Annotated in this window: 15 protein-coding genes; 5 read left to right on the plus strand and 10 right to left on the minus strand. The window is 71.2% G+C overall.

The genetic code is table 11. The annotated features are described in order from the left end of the window. Positions 1-158: 158 nt before the first annotated feature. Positions 159-611, minus strand: coding sequence for a hypothetical protein (locus ACIRL2_RS30950; protein WP_402236394.1), 453 nt, complete (start codon positions 609-611; stop codon positions 159-161). A 336-nt stretch (positions 612-947) separates the two neighbouring features. On the opposite strand from ACIRL2_RS30950, the gene ACIRL2_RS30955 reads away from it, so the two are divergent. Next, positions 948-3,608, plus strand: coding sequence for a serine/threonine-protein kinase (locus ACIRL2_RS30955; protein WP_402236397.1), 2,661 nt, complete (start codon positions 948-950; stop codon positions 3,606-3,608). 119 nt (positions 3,609-3,727) lie between these two features. On the opposite strand, the gene ACIRL2_RS30960 is transcribed toward ACIRL2_RS30955, so the two are convergent. From ACIRL2_RS30960 to ACIRL2_RS30970, 3 genes are all read right to left on the minus strand, one after another. Then, on the minus strand, positions 3,728-4,060 hold the full coding sequence (locus ACIRL2_RS30960; RefSeq protein WP_402236400.1) for a hypothetical protein: 333 nt from the start codon (positions 4,058-4,060) through the stop codon (positions 3,728-3,730). A 145-nt stretch (positions 4,061-4,205) separates the two neighbouring features. Continuing rightward, positions 4,206-4,574, minus strand: coding sequence for a hypothetical protein (locus ACIRL2_RS30965; RefSeq protein WP_395861326.1), 369 nt, complete (start codon positions 4,572-4,574; stop codon positions 4,206-4,208). Between the two features lie 249 nt (positions 4,575-4,823). Beyond that, entirely contained in the window at positions 4,824-6,005 is a 1,182-nt protein-coding gene (locus ACIRL2_RS30970; RefSeq protein WP_395861831.1) for a zinc-dependent alcohol dehydrogenase, read from the minus strand. A gap of 361 nt (positions 6,006-6,366) precedes the next feature. Between ACIRL2_RS30970 and ACIRL2_RS30975 the strand changes: the two genes are divergently transcribed. Continuing rightward, on the plus strand, positions 6,367-6,681 hold the full coding sequence (locus ACIRL2_RS30975) for a DUF6479 family protein (protein ID WP_402236403.1): 315 nt from the start codon (positions 6,367-6,369) through the stop codon (positions 6,679-6,681). A gap of 66 nt (positions 6,682-6,747) precedes the next feature. Here the strand turns inward: ACIRL2_RS30975 and ACIRL2_RS30980 are convergent, their stop codons facing one another. Next, complete coding sequence (locus tag ACIRL2_RS30980) at positions 6,748-7,158, minus strand: hypothetical protein (RefSeq protein WP_402236404.1); 411 nt, start codon at positions 7,156-7,158, stop codon at positions 6,748-6,750. A gap of 404 nt (positions 7,159-7,562) precedes the next feature. On the opposite strand from ACIRL2_RS30980, the gene ACIRL2_RS30985 reads away from it, so the two are divergent. Next, the gene (locus tag ACIRL2_RS30985; RefSeq protein ID WP_395861332.1) at positions 7,563-8,567 is read left to right on the plus strand and encodes an SDR family NAD(P)-dependent oxidoreductase; all 1,005 of its coding nucleotides are present in this window, start codon (positions 7,563-7,565) and stop codon (positions 8,565-8,567) included. 598 nt (positions 8,568-9,165) lie between these two features. Here ACIRL2_RS30985 and ACIRL2_RS30990 read toward each other — a convergent pair. Then, positions 9,166-9,762 carry a dihydrofolate reductase family protein gene (locus ACIRL2_RS30990; RefSeq protein WP_402236407.1) on the minus strand — a complete coding sequence of 199 codons (597 nt, stop codon included), beginning with the start codon at positions 9,760-9,762 and terminating at the stop codon, positions 9,166-9,168. 179 nt (positions 9,763-9,941) lie between these two features. Between ACIRL2_RS30990 and ACIRL2_RS30995 the strand changes: the two genes are divergently transcribed. Then, positions 9,942-10,271, plus strand: a complete 330-nt coding sequence (locus ACIRL2_RS30995) for a YciI family protein (RefSeq protein WP_395861336.1) — start codon at positions 9,942-9,944, stop codon at positions 10,269-10,271. Beyond that, positions 10,268-12,316: a DUF6596 domain-containing protein gene (locus ACIRL2_RS31000; protein WP_402236409.1), complete on the plus strand. Its 2,049-nt coding sequence runs from the start codon at positions 10,268-10,270 to the stop codon at positions 12,314-12,316. Before ACIRL2_RS30995 ends, ACIRL2_RS31000 begins: the two co-directional genes overlap by 4 nt. 538 nt (positions 12,317-12,854) lie before the next feature. On the opposite strand, the gene ACIRL2_RS31005 is transcribed toward ACIRL2_RS31000, so the two are convergent. The 4 genes from ACIRL2_RS31005 to ACIRL2_RS31020 form a co-directional block, all read right to left on the minus strand. Further along, the gene (locus ACIRL2_RS31005) at positions 12,855-13,601 is read right to left on the minus strand and encodes a class I SAM-dependent methyltransferase (RefSeq protein WP_395861340.1); all 747 of its coding nucleotides are present in this window, start codon (positions 13,599-13,601) and stop codon (positions 12,855-12,857) included. Between the two features lie 52 nt (positions 13,602-13,653). After that, on the minus strand, positions 13,654-14,532 hold the full coding sequence (locus ACIRL2_RS31010) for a polysaccharide deacetylase (protein ID WP_395861342.1): 879 nt from the start codon (positions 14,530-14,532) through the stop codon (positions 13,654-13,656). A 150-nt stretch (positions 14,533-14,682) separates the two neighbouring features. Further along, positions 14,683-15,840, minus strand: coding sequence for a tRNA-dihydrouridine synthase (locus ACIRL2_RS31015; protein WP_395861343.1), 1,158 nt, complete (start codon positions 15,838-15,840; stop codon positions 14,683-14,685). A 13-nt stretch (positions 15,841-15,853) separates the two neighbouring features. After that, complete coding sequence (locus ACIRL2_RS31020; RefSeq protein ID WP_395861345.1) at positions 15,854-16,522, minus strand: DUF1989 domain-containing protein; 669 nt, start codon at positions 16,520-16,522, stop codon at positions 15,854-15,856. Positions 16,523-16,600 lie beyond the last annotated feature (78 nt).

A 16,600-nucleotide genomic window follows, 5' to 3' on the forward strand; every position in this document is an offset into this window, starting at 1 on the left:
GTACCTCCTCCGCCGTGGGAGGGTCGGCGCCCGGGCGGGAGCAGGTGAGGGCCGATATCGCGGCCGCCTCGGCGAGGACGTCCGCCGGTAGTTGGGGGCTCGCGAGGGTGCCCGGCTCCGGTTACCCCCAGGAGGCGCCGGCGGGCCTGCCGCGGCTTTCAATTCCGCAGGGGCACCGAACCCAGGACGACCGTCGCGGAGGAGCGGTTCAGGTAGGCACCCGCCTCGTTGGACGACCACTGGCCATCCACGGGTATGAATGAACTCAAGGCGGTCGGTATCCCTGCCGGAGGCCCGGCGGCCGGCTTCCACGGCCCCCATGCTTCCGCGGCGGCGCCGTCGGCGAGACGGACGACACCGTAGTAGACCCAGTCCGACGGCCCCGGCACCTGCACGCGTCCCGTGTCGAGCGAGCCGTGAGCCTGGCCACACCAGCCGGCGGAAACCACAGGACCCAACCGGGCCAACTCCGGGAACACCTCCGACAGGCCGGACGTAGTGGAACGCACCGGTTCACAGCGACGTGCCGCCGGTTCGCCCTTCGCGTCGTCCGCCTGGTTCCCGGTGCCGCACGCGGCAGCGAGCGCACCGGCCAACACGGTGAGCGCCATGGCCGCCGCTCGTGTCCCGACCGTCGTTCGCACCATACCCACGTGCTCGTCTCCCCGCCCTCGACGACAAACCGACGCCCAGTCTGACGCCGGGGCCGGTGTCGGCACATCCGACTTCTTGCGTACCTTCATCCGCGGCCACCACGTCCGGAGACCACCGCCTGCGCCAGGCGCGGCCCCGACCTTCGTACCCGTTCGTATGTGGCGGGGTCGGCGACGTGCGGATCGGGTGGCGGGCCGTGGACCCGAGAACGCCCGGCAGTCCCGTCCGGCGGGTGGCTCTGGCAGACTGCCGTCCCACGCGGATCATGGGGTGCGCGGGTCGGGGGAGGGCCGATGGAGCCGCTGCAGGAGCACGACCCCGTACAGCTCGGGGCGTACCGGCTCACCGGGCGACTCGGCTCGGGCGGGATGGGCCGGGTGTTCCTGGGCCGTTCGCCGAGCGGGCGCTCCGTCGCACTCAAGGTGATCCGGCCCGACCTGGCCGAAGACCCGGACTTCCGGCGGCGGTTCGCCCGCGAGGTGGCCGTCGCGCGGCGGGTGGGCGGCTTCTACACCGCCCCCGTCGTCGACGCGGACACCGAGGGTCCGATGCCGTGGCTGGCCACCGCGTACATCGCCGGGCCGAGCCTGCAGGACGCGGTCCGCGAGCACGGACCGCTCCCCGAGCGGTCGTTGCGCGCGCTGGCGGCGGGGCTCGCCGAGGCGCTGCAGTCGATCCACGCGTCCGGCACGATCCACCGCGACCTCAAGCCGTCCAACGTGCTGCTCGCCCTGGACGGTCCCCGGGTGATCGACTTCGGGATCGCCAGGGCCGCCGACGACACCTCGGTGACCGCGACGGACCTCGTGGTCGGTTCGCCCGGCTACCTCTCACCCGAGCAGGCACGCGGCGAGGAAGTCGCCCCGGCGTCCGACGTGTTCTCGCTCGGTTCCGTGCTGGTCTTCGCGGCCACCGGCAACGGGCCGTTCGGCGGGGGGTCGGTTCCGGGGTTGTTGTACCGGGTGGTGCACGCGGACCCGGTCCTGGACGGGGTGCCCGCCTCGTTGCACGCCCTGATCGCCGACTGCCTGACCAAGGACGCGGTCTCCCGCCCGACGACCGACCAAGTCCTGCACCGCGCGCTGCCGCAGGCCGGGCAGACCGGCGAACTCTCCCTGGACAACTGGCTTCCCGACCCGCTCGCCCGGCAGGTCGCGGCACAGTCGGGCGACCCGTCCGCGCTGCCCGACCCACCGCCGAAGGGTTTTCCTGGGCCACCGGCCGGCATCCCGGCGGCAGGTGCCGCAGGGATGGGTGCCGCTGGACCGGGTGTCCCCGGGCCACCCGGATCAGGGAACGTCCCGGGGCCTTACGGCCCGCCCCCGCAGTACCCGCGGCAGCCACCGGCCGCGGCCGCTCCGCAGGGCGCCCCGGCCCCGCCCCGGCCGCTCGCGCCGCCGCCCGTTCCCGCACACGCGCCCGTGCACTCGCCCGTGCACTCGCCCGTTCCGGAACACGTGCCCGTGCACTCGTCCGGTGCCGCGCACTCGCCTGTTCCGGCCGGAATGCCGCCGCCGGTGCAACGCCCCGGCTACGCACCGGTGTTCCCGCCGCCCAAGCGGGAAACCCCGCCCGATCGAAGGCGGTTCATCGCGCTGGGCGCCGCTGCGGCGACCGCCGCGGTCGGCGGCGGCGTCGCCGCGTGGTTGCTCGGCAGGGACGACGATCCGGCCGCCAAGCCGGCGAGTCCCAGCGGGCCCACCGGCTCGCAGCCCGTGGCCCCGTCGGTACCGGCGCAGGTACCCGGCGCGCCGACCGGTTCGTACACACTGACCATGTGGTGCACGGAATTCGGCGCCGACAACAACACCGCGCAGCGGGTGCTGCTCACCGAACTCGGCACCGGCTTCAGCGAGAAGCAGCCGCAGGCAACCGTCAGACCCACGGTCGTGACGTTCGCCGAGGACCAGAAGCTCGCGACCGCGCTGGCGGCGGGCAGCCCGCCCGACGTGTTCGAGGTGGAGGTCAGCGAGTTGGCCAGGTACCACGCACGCGGCCACCTGGCCGACCTGACGGCGTACCGGGGCCTGTTCGACGTCGACTCGTGGACTCTGGCCATGCGGAAGGCCTGCGAGATCGACGGGCAACTGGTCGCGGTACCACAGAACGCCGCGCTGTCCGTGGTGCTCTACCGCAAGGACCTGTGCGATCCGGCCGGCTTCACGGTGCCGCGGACCCAGGACGCCTGGCTCGCCGAACTGGCGAGGCTGAAGGCCTTCCACGCGGGCAACCCCAAGTTCCAGGCCGTCCACCTGCCAGGCCAGGCCTGGCAGGTGATCGCGTCGTCGATCTGGGCTGCGGGTGGCCGGATCGCCGAGAAGGAGGGGACGACCTGGCGCGGTCGCCTGGACCAGCCGGCCGCGCAGGCGGGGATGGTGTACTTCAAGAAACTCCAGGCGTTCTCGACCGCCCCCAAGAACGTCGGCGACTACACCGCGGACACCGGCAGCCCGTACGACGTGCTGGGAGCGGGCGACACGGCGATGATCGTGGGCGGCGACTGGATCTACGACTCGCTCATCGCCGCGCACCCCGACCTCAAGGGCAAGCTGGGCGTGTTCCCGCTGCCGAGCCCGGTCGCCGACCGCCCCGCGCCCGTCCCGCTGGTCGGAACGGTGCTCGTGGTGGCCAAGGCGAGCCGCCTGGTATCGGGCGCCGCACGGCTGCTGGCGATGACGACCACCGCCGACTGGCAGTCGAAGTGGTCCGACGCGAGCCAGAGCATGCCGGCGCGCACCGGGGTCGTCCCCAAGCGGGCGGCGGACAACCCGATGCTCAAGACCGCCCAGGACATCGCGACCGAGGCGGCGCGCATGCTGCCGCAGGCACCGGGGTTCGCCATCGCACCGCTGCGCACCTACGCCACCGAGATTCTCAACGAGATGAATCCGGCGACCGCCGGGCAGAAAGCGAACGGTGTCGTCAATTCGACGTACAACAACCCGGTGACCTGACAGCACTTTGCCGACACCCGCACACCCGGCACCGGACAGCCGCGGGAACGGGCCCACGGACGCAACCGGCCTGGTCGTGCGCACCGCCCGCGTCCCGCCCTCCCGACCCGCACGGCGGTTCAGCCGCCCTGTTCGGACCGTACCTCCCGCGGTGCCGGGCCCGCTTCGACGCCCTCGGCCCGACGAGGGAGGGCGAAGGTGGCGGCGACGACGGCGAGAAGAATCGCGGTCATCACGAGAAAGACGCGGCCGTGATCGGCTGCCGGGTCGGCCGGGACTCGGCCCGCGTCGGAGGCTCCGGCGACGGCGACCAACACGGCCAGGCCCAGGGCGCCGCCCAGTTGCCGGGTGGTGTTCATCAGCCCCGACGCGGCGCCCGCGTTGCGGGTGTCGATGCCGGAGGTGACGGTGGCGGTGGTCGGGGTGACCAGCAGGCCGACCCCCGCGGACATCACGATCCCGGGCCCCGGAACGCCCAGCGCGTAGCCGCCGGCGGCGTCGGAACGGCTCTGCCACAGGAACCCGGCTCCGGTGATCGCGGTGCCGAGCAGGATCGGCGTCCGCCGTTTGCGGGCGTTCGACCTGCCCGCGGAGGGCTCACGGCGAGATGTGAACGATGGGGGTGAACCTGTCGATCAGCCACGGTCCGCCCGCCGATACGTTGCGCACACCAATCTGTGCGCGGATCTCCTCTTCACCCGATTCGGTGTCCAGCGCGTCTGCGGGCATGTTCAGCCGGGCTATGCGCTTGACCGTGGTCGAAGGGGGATCGAAAGGATCGGACGTGGACCAGTTCGTCAGCGCGTCGTGGTCCGAGACATCCCATTCCCACATCCGGTAGGCATCCTGGAACAGGGTGCCGCTGCTCGCTTCCGAGGGCGTGAGCGTCACCGTCCAACGGACTTCGAAGGCCCACCGTGATCCGGCCGCGCGCCTGGCGGTCACGGTTCGGTTGGTGATGTCCATGACAAATCACTCCGTTCGACCCGGGCGCGCCGCTCGTGGCCGCCGGCCGCACTCGCTTCCGTGCGACGGGCCTCCGCCCGCCGATCCCTCTCATTACCGGGCCACTTGGCGTTCTCGTGAACGAGCAGCGTCCACACGCTCGTGCGCCACTTCCGTCGGCGATTCCAGCGTAAGGCCGGTCGGGGGTCCACAGCCTCCCGAGTCCACGGCCACGGCCTCGGTCTCGGCCGAGGCCGCGCCGCGGAGGGCTCACGGGCGCAGCAGGACCTTGACGGTGCCGTCCTGCTTCTTCTGGAACCGTTCGTACGCCTGCGGTGCCTCGGCCAGGGGGACGTGGTGGGTGGCGAAGCCCTCGGTGCCCAGCGGGTCGTCGTCCTCCAACAGCGGGAGGATGTCGTCCACCCACCGGTGCACGTTGGCCTGGCCCATGCGCAGTTGGATCTGCTTGTCGAACATGGTGAGCAGCGGGAGCGGGTCGGTCATGCCGCCGTAGACGCCGGAGAGCGAGATGGTGCCGCCGCGACGGACCAGGTCGATCGCGGTGTACAGGGCGCTGAGCCGATCGACGCCCGCCTTGCGCATCATCTTCTCGGCGACCGCGTCGGGCAGCAGGCCGGCGATCTGCTGAGCGAGCTTGCCCACCGGCGCACCGTGGGCTTCCATGCCCACCGCGTCGATCACCGCATCCGGTCCGCGACCGTCGGTGAGGGCGCGGATCGTTTCGGCGATGTCGTGGTGGGCGGTGAGGTCGAAGACCTCGACTCCGCGCCCGCGGGCCCGGGCCAGGCGCTCGGGTACCAGGTCGACGCCGAACACGCGCTCGGCGCCCCGGTGCAGCGCGATGCGACACGCCATGTCGCCGATGGGGCCCAGACCGAGGACGGCGACGGTGCCGCCGGGCGGTACGGCGGCGTACTCGACGGCCTGCCACGCGGTCGGCAGCACGTCCGAGAGGTAGACGTAGCGATCGTCCGGCGGCCCGTCGGGGACCTTGATCGGGAGTTTGTTGCCGAACGGCACCCGCAGGTATTCGGCCTGCCCGCCCGGGACCTGTCCGTAGAGTTTGGTGTAGCCGAACAGCGCGCCGCCCATGCCCTGTTCGCGCACGCGTGAGGTCTCGCACTGCGAGTGCAGCCCGTGCGTGCAGGTATGGCACACCCCGCACGAGACGTTGAACGGGATCACCACACGATCGCCGGGCCGTACGTGGGTGACCTCGGCGCCGACCACCTCGACGATGCCCATCGGCTCGTGGCCCAGGATGTCGCCCTCGCTCAGGAACGGACCCAGGACCTCGTACAGGTGTAGATCCGAGCCGCAGATCCCGGAGGAGGTGACCTTGACGATCACATCGTCCGGGTCCTTCAACGTCGGGTCGGGGACGGTGTCCACGCGTACGTCGCGCTTACCGTGCCAGGTCAGTGCCTTCATCGCGATCATCTCCGGAGGCGAGTGCTCGTTCGAAGCGGCGATCCGTGGGGCCGCCGTGCAGGGAGGCCGCACCCGGCGGCGGGGCCGGCCGGGCCGTGACGTCCTGCTACCGAACCGACTGACCGGTCGGCGTCCGATCAAACACCGGGGCGCCGGTCGCCGTCGGGCCACATCCCGGCAGACCCGCTCGTCGCGGGCGGACCACGTCCACAAGGATCTCCAACGAGTATCTCCAACGAGGACCTCCAGGGGAGGATCGCCCCGACATGCCGACCATGCCCGGTCGGGCCCTGGTACCCCACCGGTGTCCTGCGTCCGGCCGTAAGGCATCGCCTCGGTGAGGCGGGGTAGCCGTGCCGACATGGTTGCTCTGGCACAGTTCGCATCGGCATCGCCCGGAACCGTCGCGGGGGTGGCGATTGTGGCCGTCCTGCTGATCGCCGTACTGCTCATCATTCCGGTGGTGAGCGGCGTGCGTCGCAGGCGCCGCCCGCCTCCGGCCCCGCCGCGGGATCTGCCCACCGCCTCGGCCCCGGACCCCGGTGGCGAAAACCGCGAGCCCGCGCCGATCCCTCGGGACGGTCGCCTGCGCGGACCGCACGAGATGCCCGGCTACGGCAACCTCGGTTCCCGACCGGCGGGCTCCGATGCGCACGAGCACGACAAGGACGCCTGAGCCACACCGGGACCGAGTCGCCGAGCAGGTGCGGCGGACGGGCAGCGGCCGGCGCCGGACGACCAGTCAGCGCCGGCCGGCATCCGATTCGATGTACGCGCGCAAATGGTCGAGAGCCCGCTCCAGCACGTCCCCGGTGGCCAGGCCGGAATCGGTGTCGCCGGTGAGGGCGTCCACGGGCAGTGCTTCCCGGCCGTGCGACCCGCCGAAGTCGCCCGGGTCATGGGTCTGGGCCAGTTCGCCATCGAGATCCGGCGGGTCGTCCGCGTCCTTGACGCTCGCGGTGACGATGCTGTCGACGTCACTGGGGCCGCCCCGAACGACGACGGTGCCGCGATACGGCGTATCGCGCACGGCCCAGCCGATCCGGGTCGCGGGCCCGTCCGGCTCCAGCACGATCGAGGCCCGCACGGCAGTCGTACCCTCTCCGACGGTGACCTCCCAGGACCCTTCGGCCACCGAATGGACCTCCGTCACCGGCGGGAAGTATCGGAGCAATCGCGCCGGGTCGACGAGCGTGAGATAGACCCGATCGCCGGACGCCGCAATGTGGACGGAACGTGTGTGAACAGCCATGCCCTACGGCTGTCCACCGATCACCAACCCATGCGCGATCGCGCGCGGCGTCACCCACGACCGAGCAACGACGGCGCTCACGCCAACCCGGATGAGTTGCAACATCGGCGAATTCCCCGACCCTCTCCCGCCGCCCTCGATGTGGAGTGCCACCCGGCTGCGGCCGGGGAGCGCCGGGCGACCCTAAGGGCCTGGTCCGGTGTGATTGCCATGCCCCTGCGAGGGCATCGGCTTCGGGGTGCCTTCGGGAACGACGTCACATGAAGCCGGCACCGGGCGGTTGGCATCGGAGAAAGGGAAACGCCGTGATCGACACCTCGCATGCCCGTACCCAAGGACGGGTCCGGTCGCGTTCGCGGAAAGACGTCGAAGGACGGGTCGCGCTGGTCACGGGTGGCTCGCGCGGTCTGGGTCTACTGATCGCACGCGAGTTGGCCCGGCTGGGAGCACGGGTGACGATCTGTGCCCGGGACGAGGAGGAACTCGCCCGCGCCGCGATGCTCATCCGCCGCGACACCGGTCGCCCGGTTTCCTGGGAGTGCTGCGACCTCGGCGATCCGGACGACATCGACGCGCTCGTCGCGGAGGTGACGAAGCGGCACGGGTCGGTGGAGATCCTCGTCAACAACGCCGGGATCATCACGGTGGGACCTCTCGAATCCCTGGACGTCGACGCGTTCCGCCGGGCGGTCGAGGTCATGTTCATGGCTCCGGTGCGCCTGACCCTGGCGGTGCTGCCGGGCATGCGCGAGCGCGGCGAGGGCAGGGTGATCAACGTGACCTCGATCGGCGGCCGGATCGCTCCGCCGCACCTGCTGCCCTACGCGTGCGCGAAGTTCGCCGCGACCGGGTTCTCCGAAGGGCTGCGCGCCGAGCTCGCGGGTTCGGGAGTGAGCGTGACCACGGCGGTGCCCGGACTCATGCGTACCGGCTCCCATCGGGCCGCGCGTTTCACGGGGCGCCGTTCGCGTGAGTACGCCTGGTTCGCCGCCGCCGCGTCGCTGCCTCTGGTGTCCATGGACGCGGAGCGAGCGGCCCGGTTGATCGTGCGCGCCGGGATTCGGCGCAAGCCGGAGCTCGTGCTCACGGCGGTGGCCAAGGTTGCCGTCCGGGCTCATGGACTCGCCCCCGCGACCATGACCCGCGCGCTCTCGCTCACCGCCCGGTTGTTGCCCTCGCCCGGCTCCCGCGCGAATTCCCGAGAAGCGTCGGGCGCGAGCGAGCATGCGAAGGGAACCCCGTGGACGGACCGCGTATCGACACTGGGCGAACGAGCGGCCCGTCGCTGGAACGAACCCGGCACCCCCTGACCCGACAACGAGGCGGCATCGATCGCTCGCGATCCAGGTAGTCGCCGCCCCGGCGGGTGAAAGCGAGTTGGCGTCGGTCGCGGGCCGCGTCACGGTGAACCCGACGGAGCACACGACTTGGTCGAGGTCGGGCGATCACGGGCAGGCAACCTTCGGTCGCCTCGCCGTACCGGGCGGAAGCCGAGAGCGCCGCGTTGACGGCGTGCCGATCGGGTTCAAGCCGGCCGGCGAACGCGGCCGCGGTCTGCGCGTGTTCTCGGTGCGTCGCCGCCGCCCGGACATCACGGGGCAACCTATCTTTTGGCGGCTGGGAATGATCGATTTCGGTCACCGACCCGGTAGCGTGCGGCACGGACGTCCCGATCGAGGAAGATGCGATCGGGGCGCCCACTCCCTTGCCGACACAGCATCGCCCGCGCCGGATTACCCCGCATTCGGCCGCACGTGGCGTCGGCCCCGTCCGGGTTCCGTGCCCGTTCCGATGTCCCTCGCATGTCGAGCGCGACGAGCGTATCGAGCCTTTCGCGGATTCATCACCGTGCAGGCGCGGCCGGGTGCGTGCCCGGCCGCGCTGTGGGAACCCGGTCCCGGGCGCGAACTACGCCGCGGTCACCGGTCGGTAGCTGCACACGTGCACGCCTGTGTCGCTCACCGTGGTCGAGACCAGTTCGAGCGTCCGCAGTGTGCCGTCGGTCGGGTAGATCGTCTTTCCGCCGCCGAGGAGCACCGGCATGATCATGAGTCGCAGTTCGTCGACCAGTCCTTCGGTCAGGAGGGTGCGGGCGAGCGCGAGGCTGCCCATCACCACCAGGTCCCGACCCGGGGTGTCCCGCAACTTCCCGATCCGGTCGAGTGCCTGTTCGCCGGGTATGCGGGTGGTGTTGTTCCATGTCAGGTCGTCGTCGCCCAGGGTGCCGGAGACGACGTACTTGGCGACCGAGTTCATGTGGTCGGCGAAGGGGTCGCCGGCCCGCCCGGGCCACGCCGCGGCCATGACCTGCCACGTGCGGCGTCCGAACAGCAGCGCGTCGGTGTCGGCGGCCCACTCGGCGAGGGCGCCGCCCATCACCCGCGGATCGAAGAACGGGTGTGTCCAGCCACCGTGGGCGAACCCGCCCTCGGTGTCCTCGTCCGGATGGCCCGGAGCCTGCATGACGCCGTCCAAGCTGACGAATTCACCCATCACAATGCGCATCGAACTGTCTCGTTTCCTCGTTGGTTGGGCGGGTGACCCTCGGATTTTCTCCCCGTGGCTCGCACCTTCGTCGATCCGCCGATGCGACAGGGAATAATGCGATTCCCTGTCACAGAGCCGGCGCGACGTGTCGGTGTGCCCGGCGATCCGGCCGGGCGAGACGAAACCGGAGGAACACCATGCGCTACCTGATGACGTCCAAGGCCTCGGAGAACGCGAAGGCCCCCGACGAGAAGCTGTTCGCCGAGATGGGCGCCTTCATCGACGAGCTCAGCGCCGCGGGCGTGCTGTTGGCCACCGGCGGGCTCGAGCCGGGCGGCGTCCGGCTGGTTTCCGAGGGCGGCGACATCACCGTCACGGACGGTCCCTTCGCCGAGTCCAAGGAGGCGGTCGTCGGCTTCGCCCTGGTCGAGGTCCGCTCCAAGGAGGAGGCGGTCGAACTGGGCCGCCGGTTCCGCAGGATCGTCGGTGACGGCGAAAGCGTGATCCAGCAGGTCTTCGGTCCGTGACGGACGTCCACCGCACGGTCGACGCGATCTGGAAGATGGAGTCGGCCCGGATCGTCGCCGCGCTCACCCGCATGGTGCGCGACGTCGGCGTGGCCGAGGAACTGGCGCAGGACGCGCTGGTCGCGGCGCTGGAGCAGTGGCCGCAGTCGGGAGTCCCGGACAATCCGGGTGCCTGGCTCACCACTGTCGCCAAGCGCCGCGCCGTCGACCACATCCGCCGCGACCGGCGGTTCGCGGAACACGGCGAGACGCTCGCGCACGACCTGGCCGAGCGGCGGCGGATGGACGACGGTGTCGGCGGCCCCGCATACGACCTCGGGGCCGCCGAGCCGGCGTCCGAGCAGGACGACGTGCTGCGGCTGATGTTCGTCTCCTGCCACCCCGTCCTGCCGACCGAGGCGCGCGTCGCCCTGACCCTGCGGCTGCTCGGTGGACTCACCGCCTCCGAGATCGCCCGCGCGTTCCTTTCCGTCGAACCGCTGATCGCCCGCCGCATCGCAACGGCCAAGCGCACGCTCGCCGAGGAGCGGGTGCCGTTCGAACTCCCGGACGGCGCCGAATTGTCCGAACGCCTGTCCTCCGTCCTGGAGGTCGTCTACCTGATCTTCAACGAGGGCTACTCGGCGACCTCCGGCGACGACCTGATCCGGCCCGGCCTGTGCCTGGAGGCGCTCCGGTTGGGGCGCCTGCTCGCCGAGTCGGTGCCCGACGAGGCGGAAGTACACGGCCTGGTGGCGCTGATGGAGATCCAGGCATCCCGTACGGCGGCGCGCACCGGCCCCGCCGGCGAACCCGTCCCGCTGGACACGCAGAACCGGGGACGCTGGGACCGGCTGCTCATCCGCCGCGGCTTCGCGGCGATGTTGCGGGCCCGCACGGTCGGTACGCCCGGCCGGCCCGGCCCCTACGTGTTGCAGGCCGCGATCGCCGTCTGCCATGCCCAGGCGCGCACCGCCGAGGAGACCGACTGGGTGCGGATCGCCGGACTGTACGCCGCCCTCGCCCGACTCCTGCCCACTGCCGTGGTGCGGCTCAACCAGGCGGTCGCGGTGGGGATGGCGGACGGCCCCGCGGCCGGCCTCGCCCTCGTCGACACGCTCACCTCGGACCCCGCACTCCGCGACTACCACCTGCTCCCCGGGGTGCGCGGCGACCTGCTGCTGCGCCTGGGGCGGGGCGAGGAGGCCCGCCGCGAGTTCGAGCGCGCGGCGCTGCTGACCAAAAACGCCGCGGAACGCGCCTACCTGACGCGTCGTGCCGAGGCGATCCCGATCGGGGACGCGTCCACGCGGACGTTCGGCGAGGCCATCGACGCGTTTCTGGCCCAGGACCGGCTCGCGCCGGCGACGGCCCGCTCCTACGGACAGACGTTGTGGCGCCTGCGGCTGTCTCTGGGCGTGGGGTTGCCGCTCGCGTCGCTGACGGCCGAGCAGATCGCCGACGCCTTCCGCGTGTCGTGGGGCGGCGTGGCGGCGGCCACCTGGAACCGACACCGGTCCGCCGTACGGGCGTTCGGGGCGTGGACGCACACCCCGGGCCTCGACGCGGCCATCCCCCAGCGGACGCCCGAACACCGCCCCGCGCCGACGCCCGCCCCGGTCAGGACCGGAACGGCGTGGCCGGGGGACGCGGAAGCCCCGTTGCGGGAACGCACGTTGTGGACGCTGCTGCGTGAGTCGGGCGCCACCGTCACCGCCGTGCTGGCACTCAATGTCCAAGACCTCGACCTGCCGGAGCGACGAGCCCGCCGCGCGGACCGGCAGGCGGACCAGCGGCCGAATCGGCGTGGCGCGTGGATCACCTGGCGGTCGGGGACCGCCGCGCTCCTGCCCGAACTCCTGGCCGGCCGCGCCCGCGGCCCGGTGTTCCTCGCCGACCGACGCCCGGGCCCGGCGCGGGCGGGCATCCTGGGCGCGGAGGACGTCTGCCCGCAGACCGGCCGGGGACGACTGTCCTACGAGCGCGCCGAGTTCCTGTGCAAGTCGGCAACCGGCCACCCGCTGCGCCGACTGCGGGACTGGGACAAGGACGGCGACGAGTCCTGAGGCGAGGCTCCGCGTACCACGCCGGTTGGAGAATCCACGCTGACGTACGGCCTCGGTCCACCGGGTGACGGGAGAAAGGTCAACCCACTACGGGACGCGCCGCCCCGAGCCTGACGCGTAGTTTCTCGTATCGACCGCACGATTCGTGACTGCACAGGGGGAACACCTTGCGAAGCATGAAGATGGGATTGGCGGTGGCTCTTGCCGCTGGAACCCTCGCCACCGGAATGTCGACCGCCGGTGCGGCCGAGCCCTCCACGAGTGCGACGATGGGATCGTCTGGTCTGGCCCGCGCTGTCCGCCGTTCACCGCCGCCTTGTCCCCGGACTTCTTCGCGGCGCCGCGGCGAAAGTTCGCTGACGCGGCGGCGCGGCCGTCGACGTGTTCCAGAGCAACGGCATGATCGACTGCAGACCCCTCCACGGAACTCGCCTCGGTGCACGAGAACTTCGGCAATGACGTGTGAGCGAACCGCACTTCAGGCGATCGAGCGGATCGAGGGCACTACGGACCGGCCACTTCAACCGGGCTTCGGACATCAGGTCAGGTCGGCGACGACGAGGCGGTAGCCGACGTCGATGCTGTCGTGGGAGAGCAGGTCGGCGTAACGGGTGTGCCAGCGGCCGGTGTTCAGGTCGTCGGCGAGTCGGGCCAGGCCCGGGGCGAGGGCGTGCTCGCCGGTCTGGGCGAGCATGGAGATGCCCGCGCGTACGCGGGGGTCGAGGTAGGCGTGCGGTCGGCGCCAGTATGCGGCGCCGAATCCGTCGGTGCAGTCGTGGGGTATCGGGACCGGTTCCCGGCGGGCTCCGCCGAGCAACTCGGTCAATCGGTCCAGGTCCATCGCCCGCGCGTCGTCGAACTCGGCGGCCTGGGGCAGGTAGTCGCGCACGAGCCAGAAACTTTCGCGGAAGATCTTCTGATCCCAGGTCATGATGACGATGCGGCGGCGGGCGACGCGGCGCAGTTCGGCGATCCCCGCCGCCGGGTCGGTCCAGTGGTGGACGGTGAGCAGGGCCATGGCCGCGTCGACGGCCCGATCGGGCAGAGGCAGGTGTTCGGCGACCGCTTGCACCGCGGGCGCGGATCCGGGCGGCCGCTGGGTGATCATGACGCGGCTGGGCTCTATCGCCAGGACCGTGTGCGGCGGTTCGTAGGAGCCGGTTCCGGCCCCCACGTTGACCACGTCCGCCGCGTCCGCGAGTGCCGCGACGATTTGTGCCGCGATCCGCGGATCCGGCCGGCGAGTCCGCGTGTACGAGATCCCGATCGTGTCGTAGACGTCCATGCGGTCCAGTATGCGAGCGCCGCCGGCGGGCAGGGGCCGAGTGTCTCCGACGTCACGCGGGCCCAGGGGGGAACACGCCCAGCGAGTCCGCGGGCGGCGGTGCCGAGGGGCGGGTGGGGAGATCGGCGTCTTCGGCGGCAAGTTTCGCCACGTCACGGCAGCGCAGGAATGTCACGTCACCTCGGGAGAGCGCGTGTTCGATCAGCTTGCGCAGTGCCATCGCGCGCGACGGACGCCCGGTGAGGAAGGGATGGTTCGTCAGGTTGAACAGACTTCCGTAGTGGGCCATCGCGTCGATCTCGTCGGTCCACATCTGCAGGACCTTGCGGGGGGATTCGATGACGGATCCAACGTGTGGGGCCGGGAGGAAGGCGTACTGCTCCCAGTCGTCGAGCGACCAGTGCACGGGTAGTTCGGTGACGACGCCCCTTGCCGTGGGGATGCGGTAGGGGCGGTCGTCGCCCATCAGCGACGAGTCGTACAGGAGCCCGTGGTCGGCGACCAGTTCGGTGGTCTCGTAGGTCGCCTCCCAGTTCGCCGCCCGGTGGCCGCTGATCTCGATGCCCTGCGCCGCGAAGACCTCCATGCCGCGCTCGAAGTCGGCGCGTTCCTCACCCGGCGCCAGGCTCGTCGGCGGGCGATGGCTGTAGGAGTGGTGGGCGACCTCGTGACCGCGGTCGACGATCCGGGCGGCCAGGCCCGGGCGGCGCTCGGCGACCCAACCGGGGATGAAGAACGTCGCCGGCACACCCGTCTCGTCGAGCAGGTCGAGGATGCGCGGTACGCCCACGTCGGGTCCGTATGCCTGGTGCGACATGGTGGACGCGTGCGCGGCGTAATGGCGTCCGTGCGCCAGGATCGGTGCCTCGGCGTCCACATCGAAGGTGAGGGTGGCCACAGCCCCGGCACCGTTTCGCCACTTGTCGCTCATGTGTACCTCTGCTGGTCGTGTCGTTGTCGCGCGAGTTGCGTCGCGGTGTGCGGTCGCCGCGTTCGCGCCTCGACGGGTCCCGCGGCGGCGCGGGAATCGTACCCGCGCCACCGCATCGCAGGTGCTGTCGGGAAGGAGATCGCCAGGAGATCACACGGCGTCGCGCTTCTCTCGCCATAGGCGCGCGTTCTCCAGAGTGGCCATCGGTTGCACCATCGTGTGGTCGAAGCGGTCCAGCGCTTCGCCCTTGGTGACGCGGTACGGCAGGTCCGGGTTGGCCAGCGCACCGCGGCCGATGGACAGGACGTCCGCGTGTCCCTCGGTGAGCAGTCGTCCGGCCTGGTCGAGCTTGTGCATGCCGCCGTTGGCGATCACCGGGAGGCCGGTCACGCGGCGGGCCAACGCGGTGATCGTCTCCCCGCCCTCCAGCTTCGCGGTCTCGAGCCAGTCGCGTCCCTCACTGGCCACGTGCAGGTACGACGCTCCCGCCTCGGCCACCGCCCGGAAGATGGTCTCCGCTTCCGCGGGGCCCGACCAGCGGTGGGTGAAGTCGTTGACCTTGGTTTGCGACAGGCGTACGCCGACCACGAAGTCCGGTCCCAGCGCCACCCGAATGCGATTGAGCACCGTGGCGGTCAGGCGGACGCGGTTGTGCGCGTCGCCGCCGAACCGGTCGGTCCGCTCGTTGGTGTAGTCGGTGAGGAACTGGTCCAGGAGGTAGCCGTTGGCCGCGTGTACCTCGACGCCCTGGAACCCCGCCCTGCGGGCGTTGACCGCCGACGCGACGAAGCCCTCGACGGCCTCCTCGATGTCGTCGGGTGTCATCGCGCGGGGGACGTCCCACGGTCCCGAGCCGCCGTACTCGGGCATCTTCTCCCCGCGGGGCCGGACGGCGGAGGGCCCCAGGGTCTCGGTGCGGTAGTGGTTGCCCTGGGACAGTGCCCCGGCGTGCATCAGTTGCAGGACGATCGGTGTCCCGGCGGCCTTGACCCGGTCGACGATCGCCGTCCAGGCGGATACGTGCCGCCCGGCGACGATGCCCGGCTGGCGGGCGTAACCCTGGCTGAACGTGGTGTCCGTGTAGGTGCCCTCGGTGATCACCAGTCCGAAGCCGCCCTTGGCGAACTCGGCGTAGTAGTCGGCCATTTCCGGGGTCGGGACGCCGTCCTCGGTGGCGGATACCCGGGTCATCGGCGCGACCGCGAAGCGGTTGGTCAGGCGTAGCCCGGCGAACGAGAGGGGCTCGGTGGCCGGATGGCCCGCGACAGGGGTGGTTGCGGCAGGCGTGGTCGTAGCAGGCGTGGTCATCGCAAGTTCCGTTCTAGAGTCGGGTGTCGGCCGGGTCGGCGGGTGTTTCGCCGAACGGGTCGGTGATGCCGGGGGAGTGGTCGATCAATTGCAGTTCGAGCGCGGTGGGTGTCCCGTCGTTGATGTCGACGAGGTCCTGTGGGCAGGCGGAGACCGCGACGACGCAGTCGATGAGAGCTTCGAAGGTGATGCTGTCGCCGGCGCCGGTGGAGGCGCTGACCCAGTCGAGTCCGCCGCCCACGCGCACCGGGATGTCCATGAAGACGTTGACCGGCTGTGGGATGTGGGACACCGGGCGGCCGATCTCGGCCATGGCGGTGCGCAGGTTGTCCGCGCAGGACGCGTGATCGGGTGCCCCGAGTGCCGCGTATCGCGCGGCGTCGCACGCCGCGATGAGCATGTCGTGGCGTCCGGGGGAGGTGTCCGCGGCGAGACGCAGGATCGGGCGGCGATGGTTGGTGACGAAGTGCTCGCCGACGTCGGGGAAGAGTTTGCTCAGGTGCGCGCGGGTGTGCGACGCGCTCAGATGTTCGCCGGAGTCGTCGTCGGTGAACGCGAATACGTCTCCGACCTGGCGGCCTTCGACGTCGACCACCCGCAGCCGCTGTCCGGCGGCGACGCGTAGTGCGCGTCCCTCGCGGGCCGGCACCTCGATCCGGTGTACCCGGAAGGTGAGTTCCATGTCGCCTACTCAAACACGCACGGTGCGCGCACGACAGGGGAGGATTCGACACTGGATGGGGCCATACGGTGTCGGATC

Origin of the sequence: Embleya sp. NPDC127516 (assembly GCF_044765325.1) — a bacterium.
Lineage (GTDB): Bacteria > Actinomycetota > Actinomycetes > Streptomycetales > Streptomycetaceae > Embleya.

What these genes read in the sequence shown, in the direction of transcription:
- ACIRL2_RS30995 (WP_395861336.1), top strand. Translation starts at nt 9,942, where the DNA reads ATGCGCTACCTGATGACGTCCAAGGCCTCGGAGAACGCGAAGGCCCCC.
- ACIRL2_RS31015 (WP_395861343.1), bottom strand. Translation starts at nt 15,840, where the DNA reads ATGACCACGCCTGCTACGACCACGCCTGCCGCAACCACCCCTGTCGCG.
- ACIRL2_RS31005 (WP_395861340.1), bottom strand. Translation starts at nt 13,601, where the DNA reads ATGGACGTCTACGACACGATCGGGATCTCGTACACGCGGACTCGCCGG.
- ACIRL2_RS30960 (WP_402236400.1), bottom strand. Translation starts at nt 4,060, where the DNA reads ATGTCCGCGGGGGTCGGCCTGCTGGTCACCCCGACCACCGCCACCGTC.
- ACIRL2_RS30990 (WP_402236407.1), bottom strand. Translation starts at nt 9,762, where the DNA reads ATGCGCATTGTGATGGGTGAATTCGTCAGCTTGGACGGCGTCATGCAG.
- ACIRL2_RS31020 (WP_395861345.1), bottom strand. Translation starts at nt 16,522, where the DNA reads ATGGAACTCACCTTCCGGGTACACCGGATCGAGGTGCCGGCCCGCGAG.
- ACIRL2_RS30970 (WP_395861831.1), bottom strand. Translation starts at nt 6,005, where the DNA reads ATGAAGGCACTGACCTGGCACGGTAAGCGCGACGTACGCGTGGACACC.
- ACIRL2_RS30975 (WP_402236403.1), top strand. Translation starts at nt 6,367, where the DNA reads ATGGTTGCTCTGGCACAGTTCGCATCGGCATCGCCCGGAACCGTCGCG.
- ACIRL2_RS31010 (WP_395861342.1), bottom strand. Translation starts at nt 14,532, where the DNA reads ATGAGCGACAAGTGGCGAAACGGTGCCGGGGCTGTGGCCACCCTCACC.
- ACIRL2_RS30955 (WP_402236397.1), top strand. Translation starts at nt 948, where the DNA reads ATGGAGCCGCTGCAGGAGCACGACCCCGTACAGCTCGGGGCGTACCGG.
- ACIRL2_RS30965 (WP_395861326.1), bottom strand. Translation starts at nt 4,574, where the DNA reads ATGGACATCACCAACCGAACCGTGACCGCCAGGCGCGCGGCCGGATCA.
- ACIRL2_RS30950 (WP_402236394.1), bottom strand. Translation starts at nt 611, where the DNA reads ATGGCGCTCACCGTGTTGGCCGGTGCGCTCGCTGCCGCGTGCGGCACC.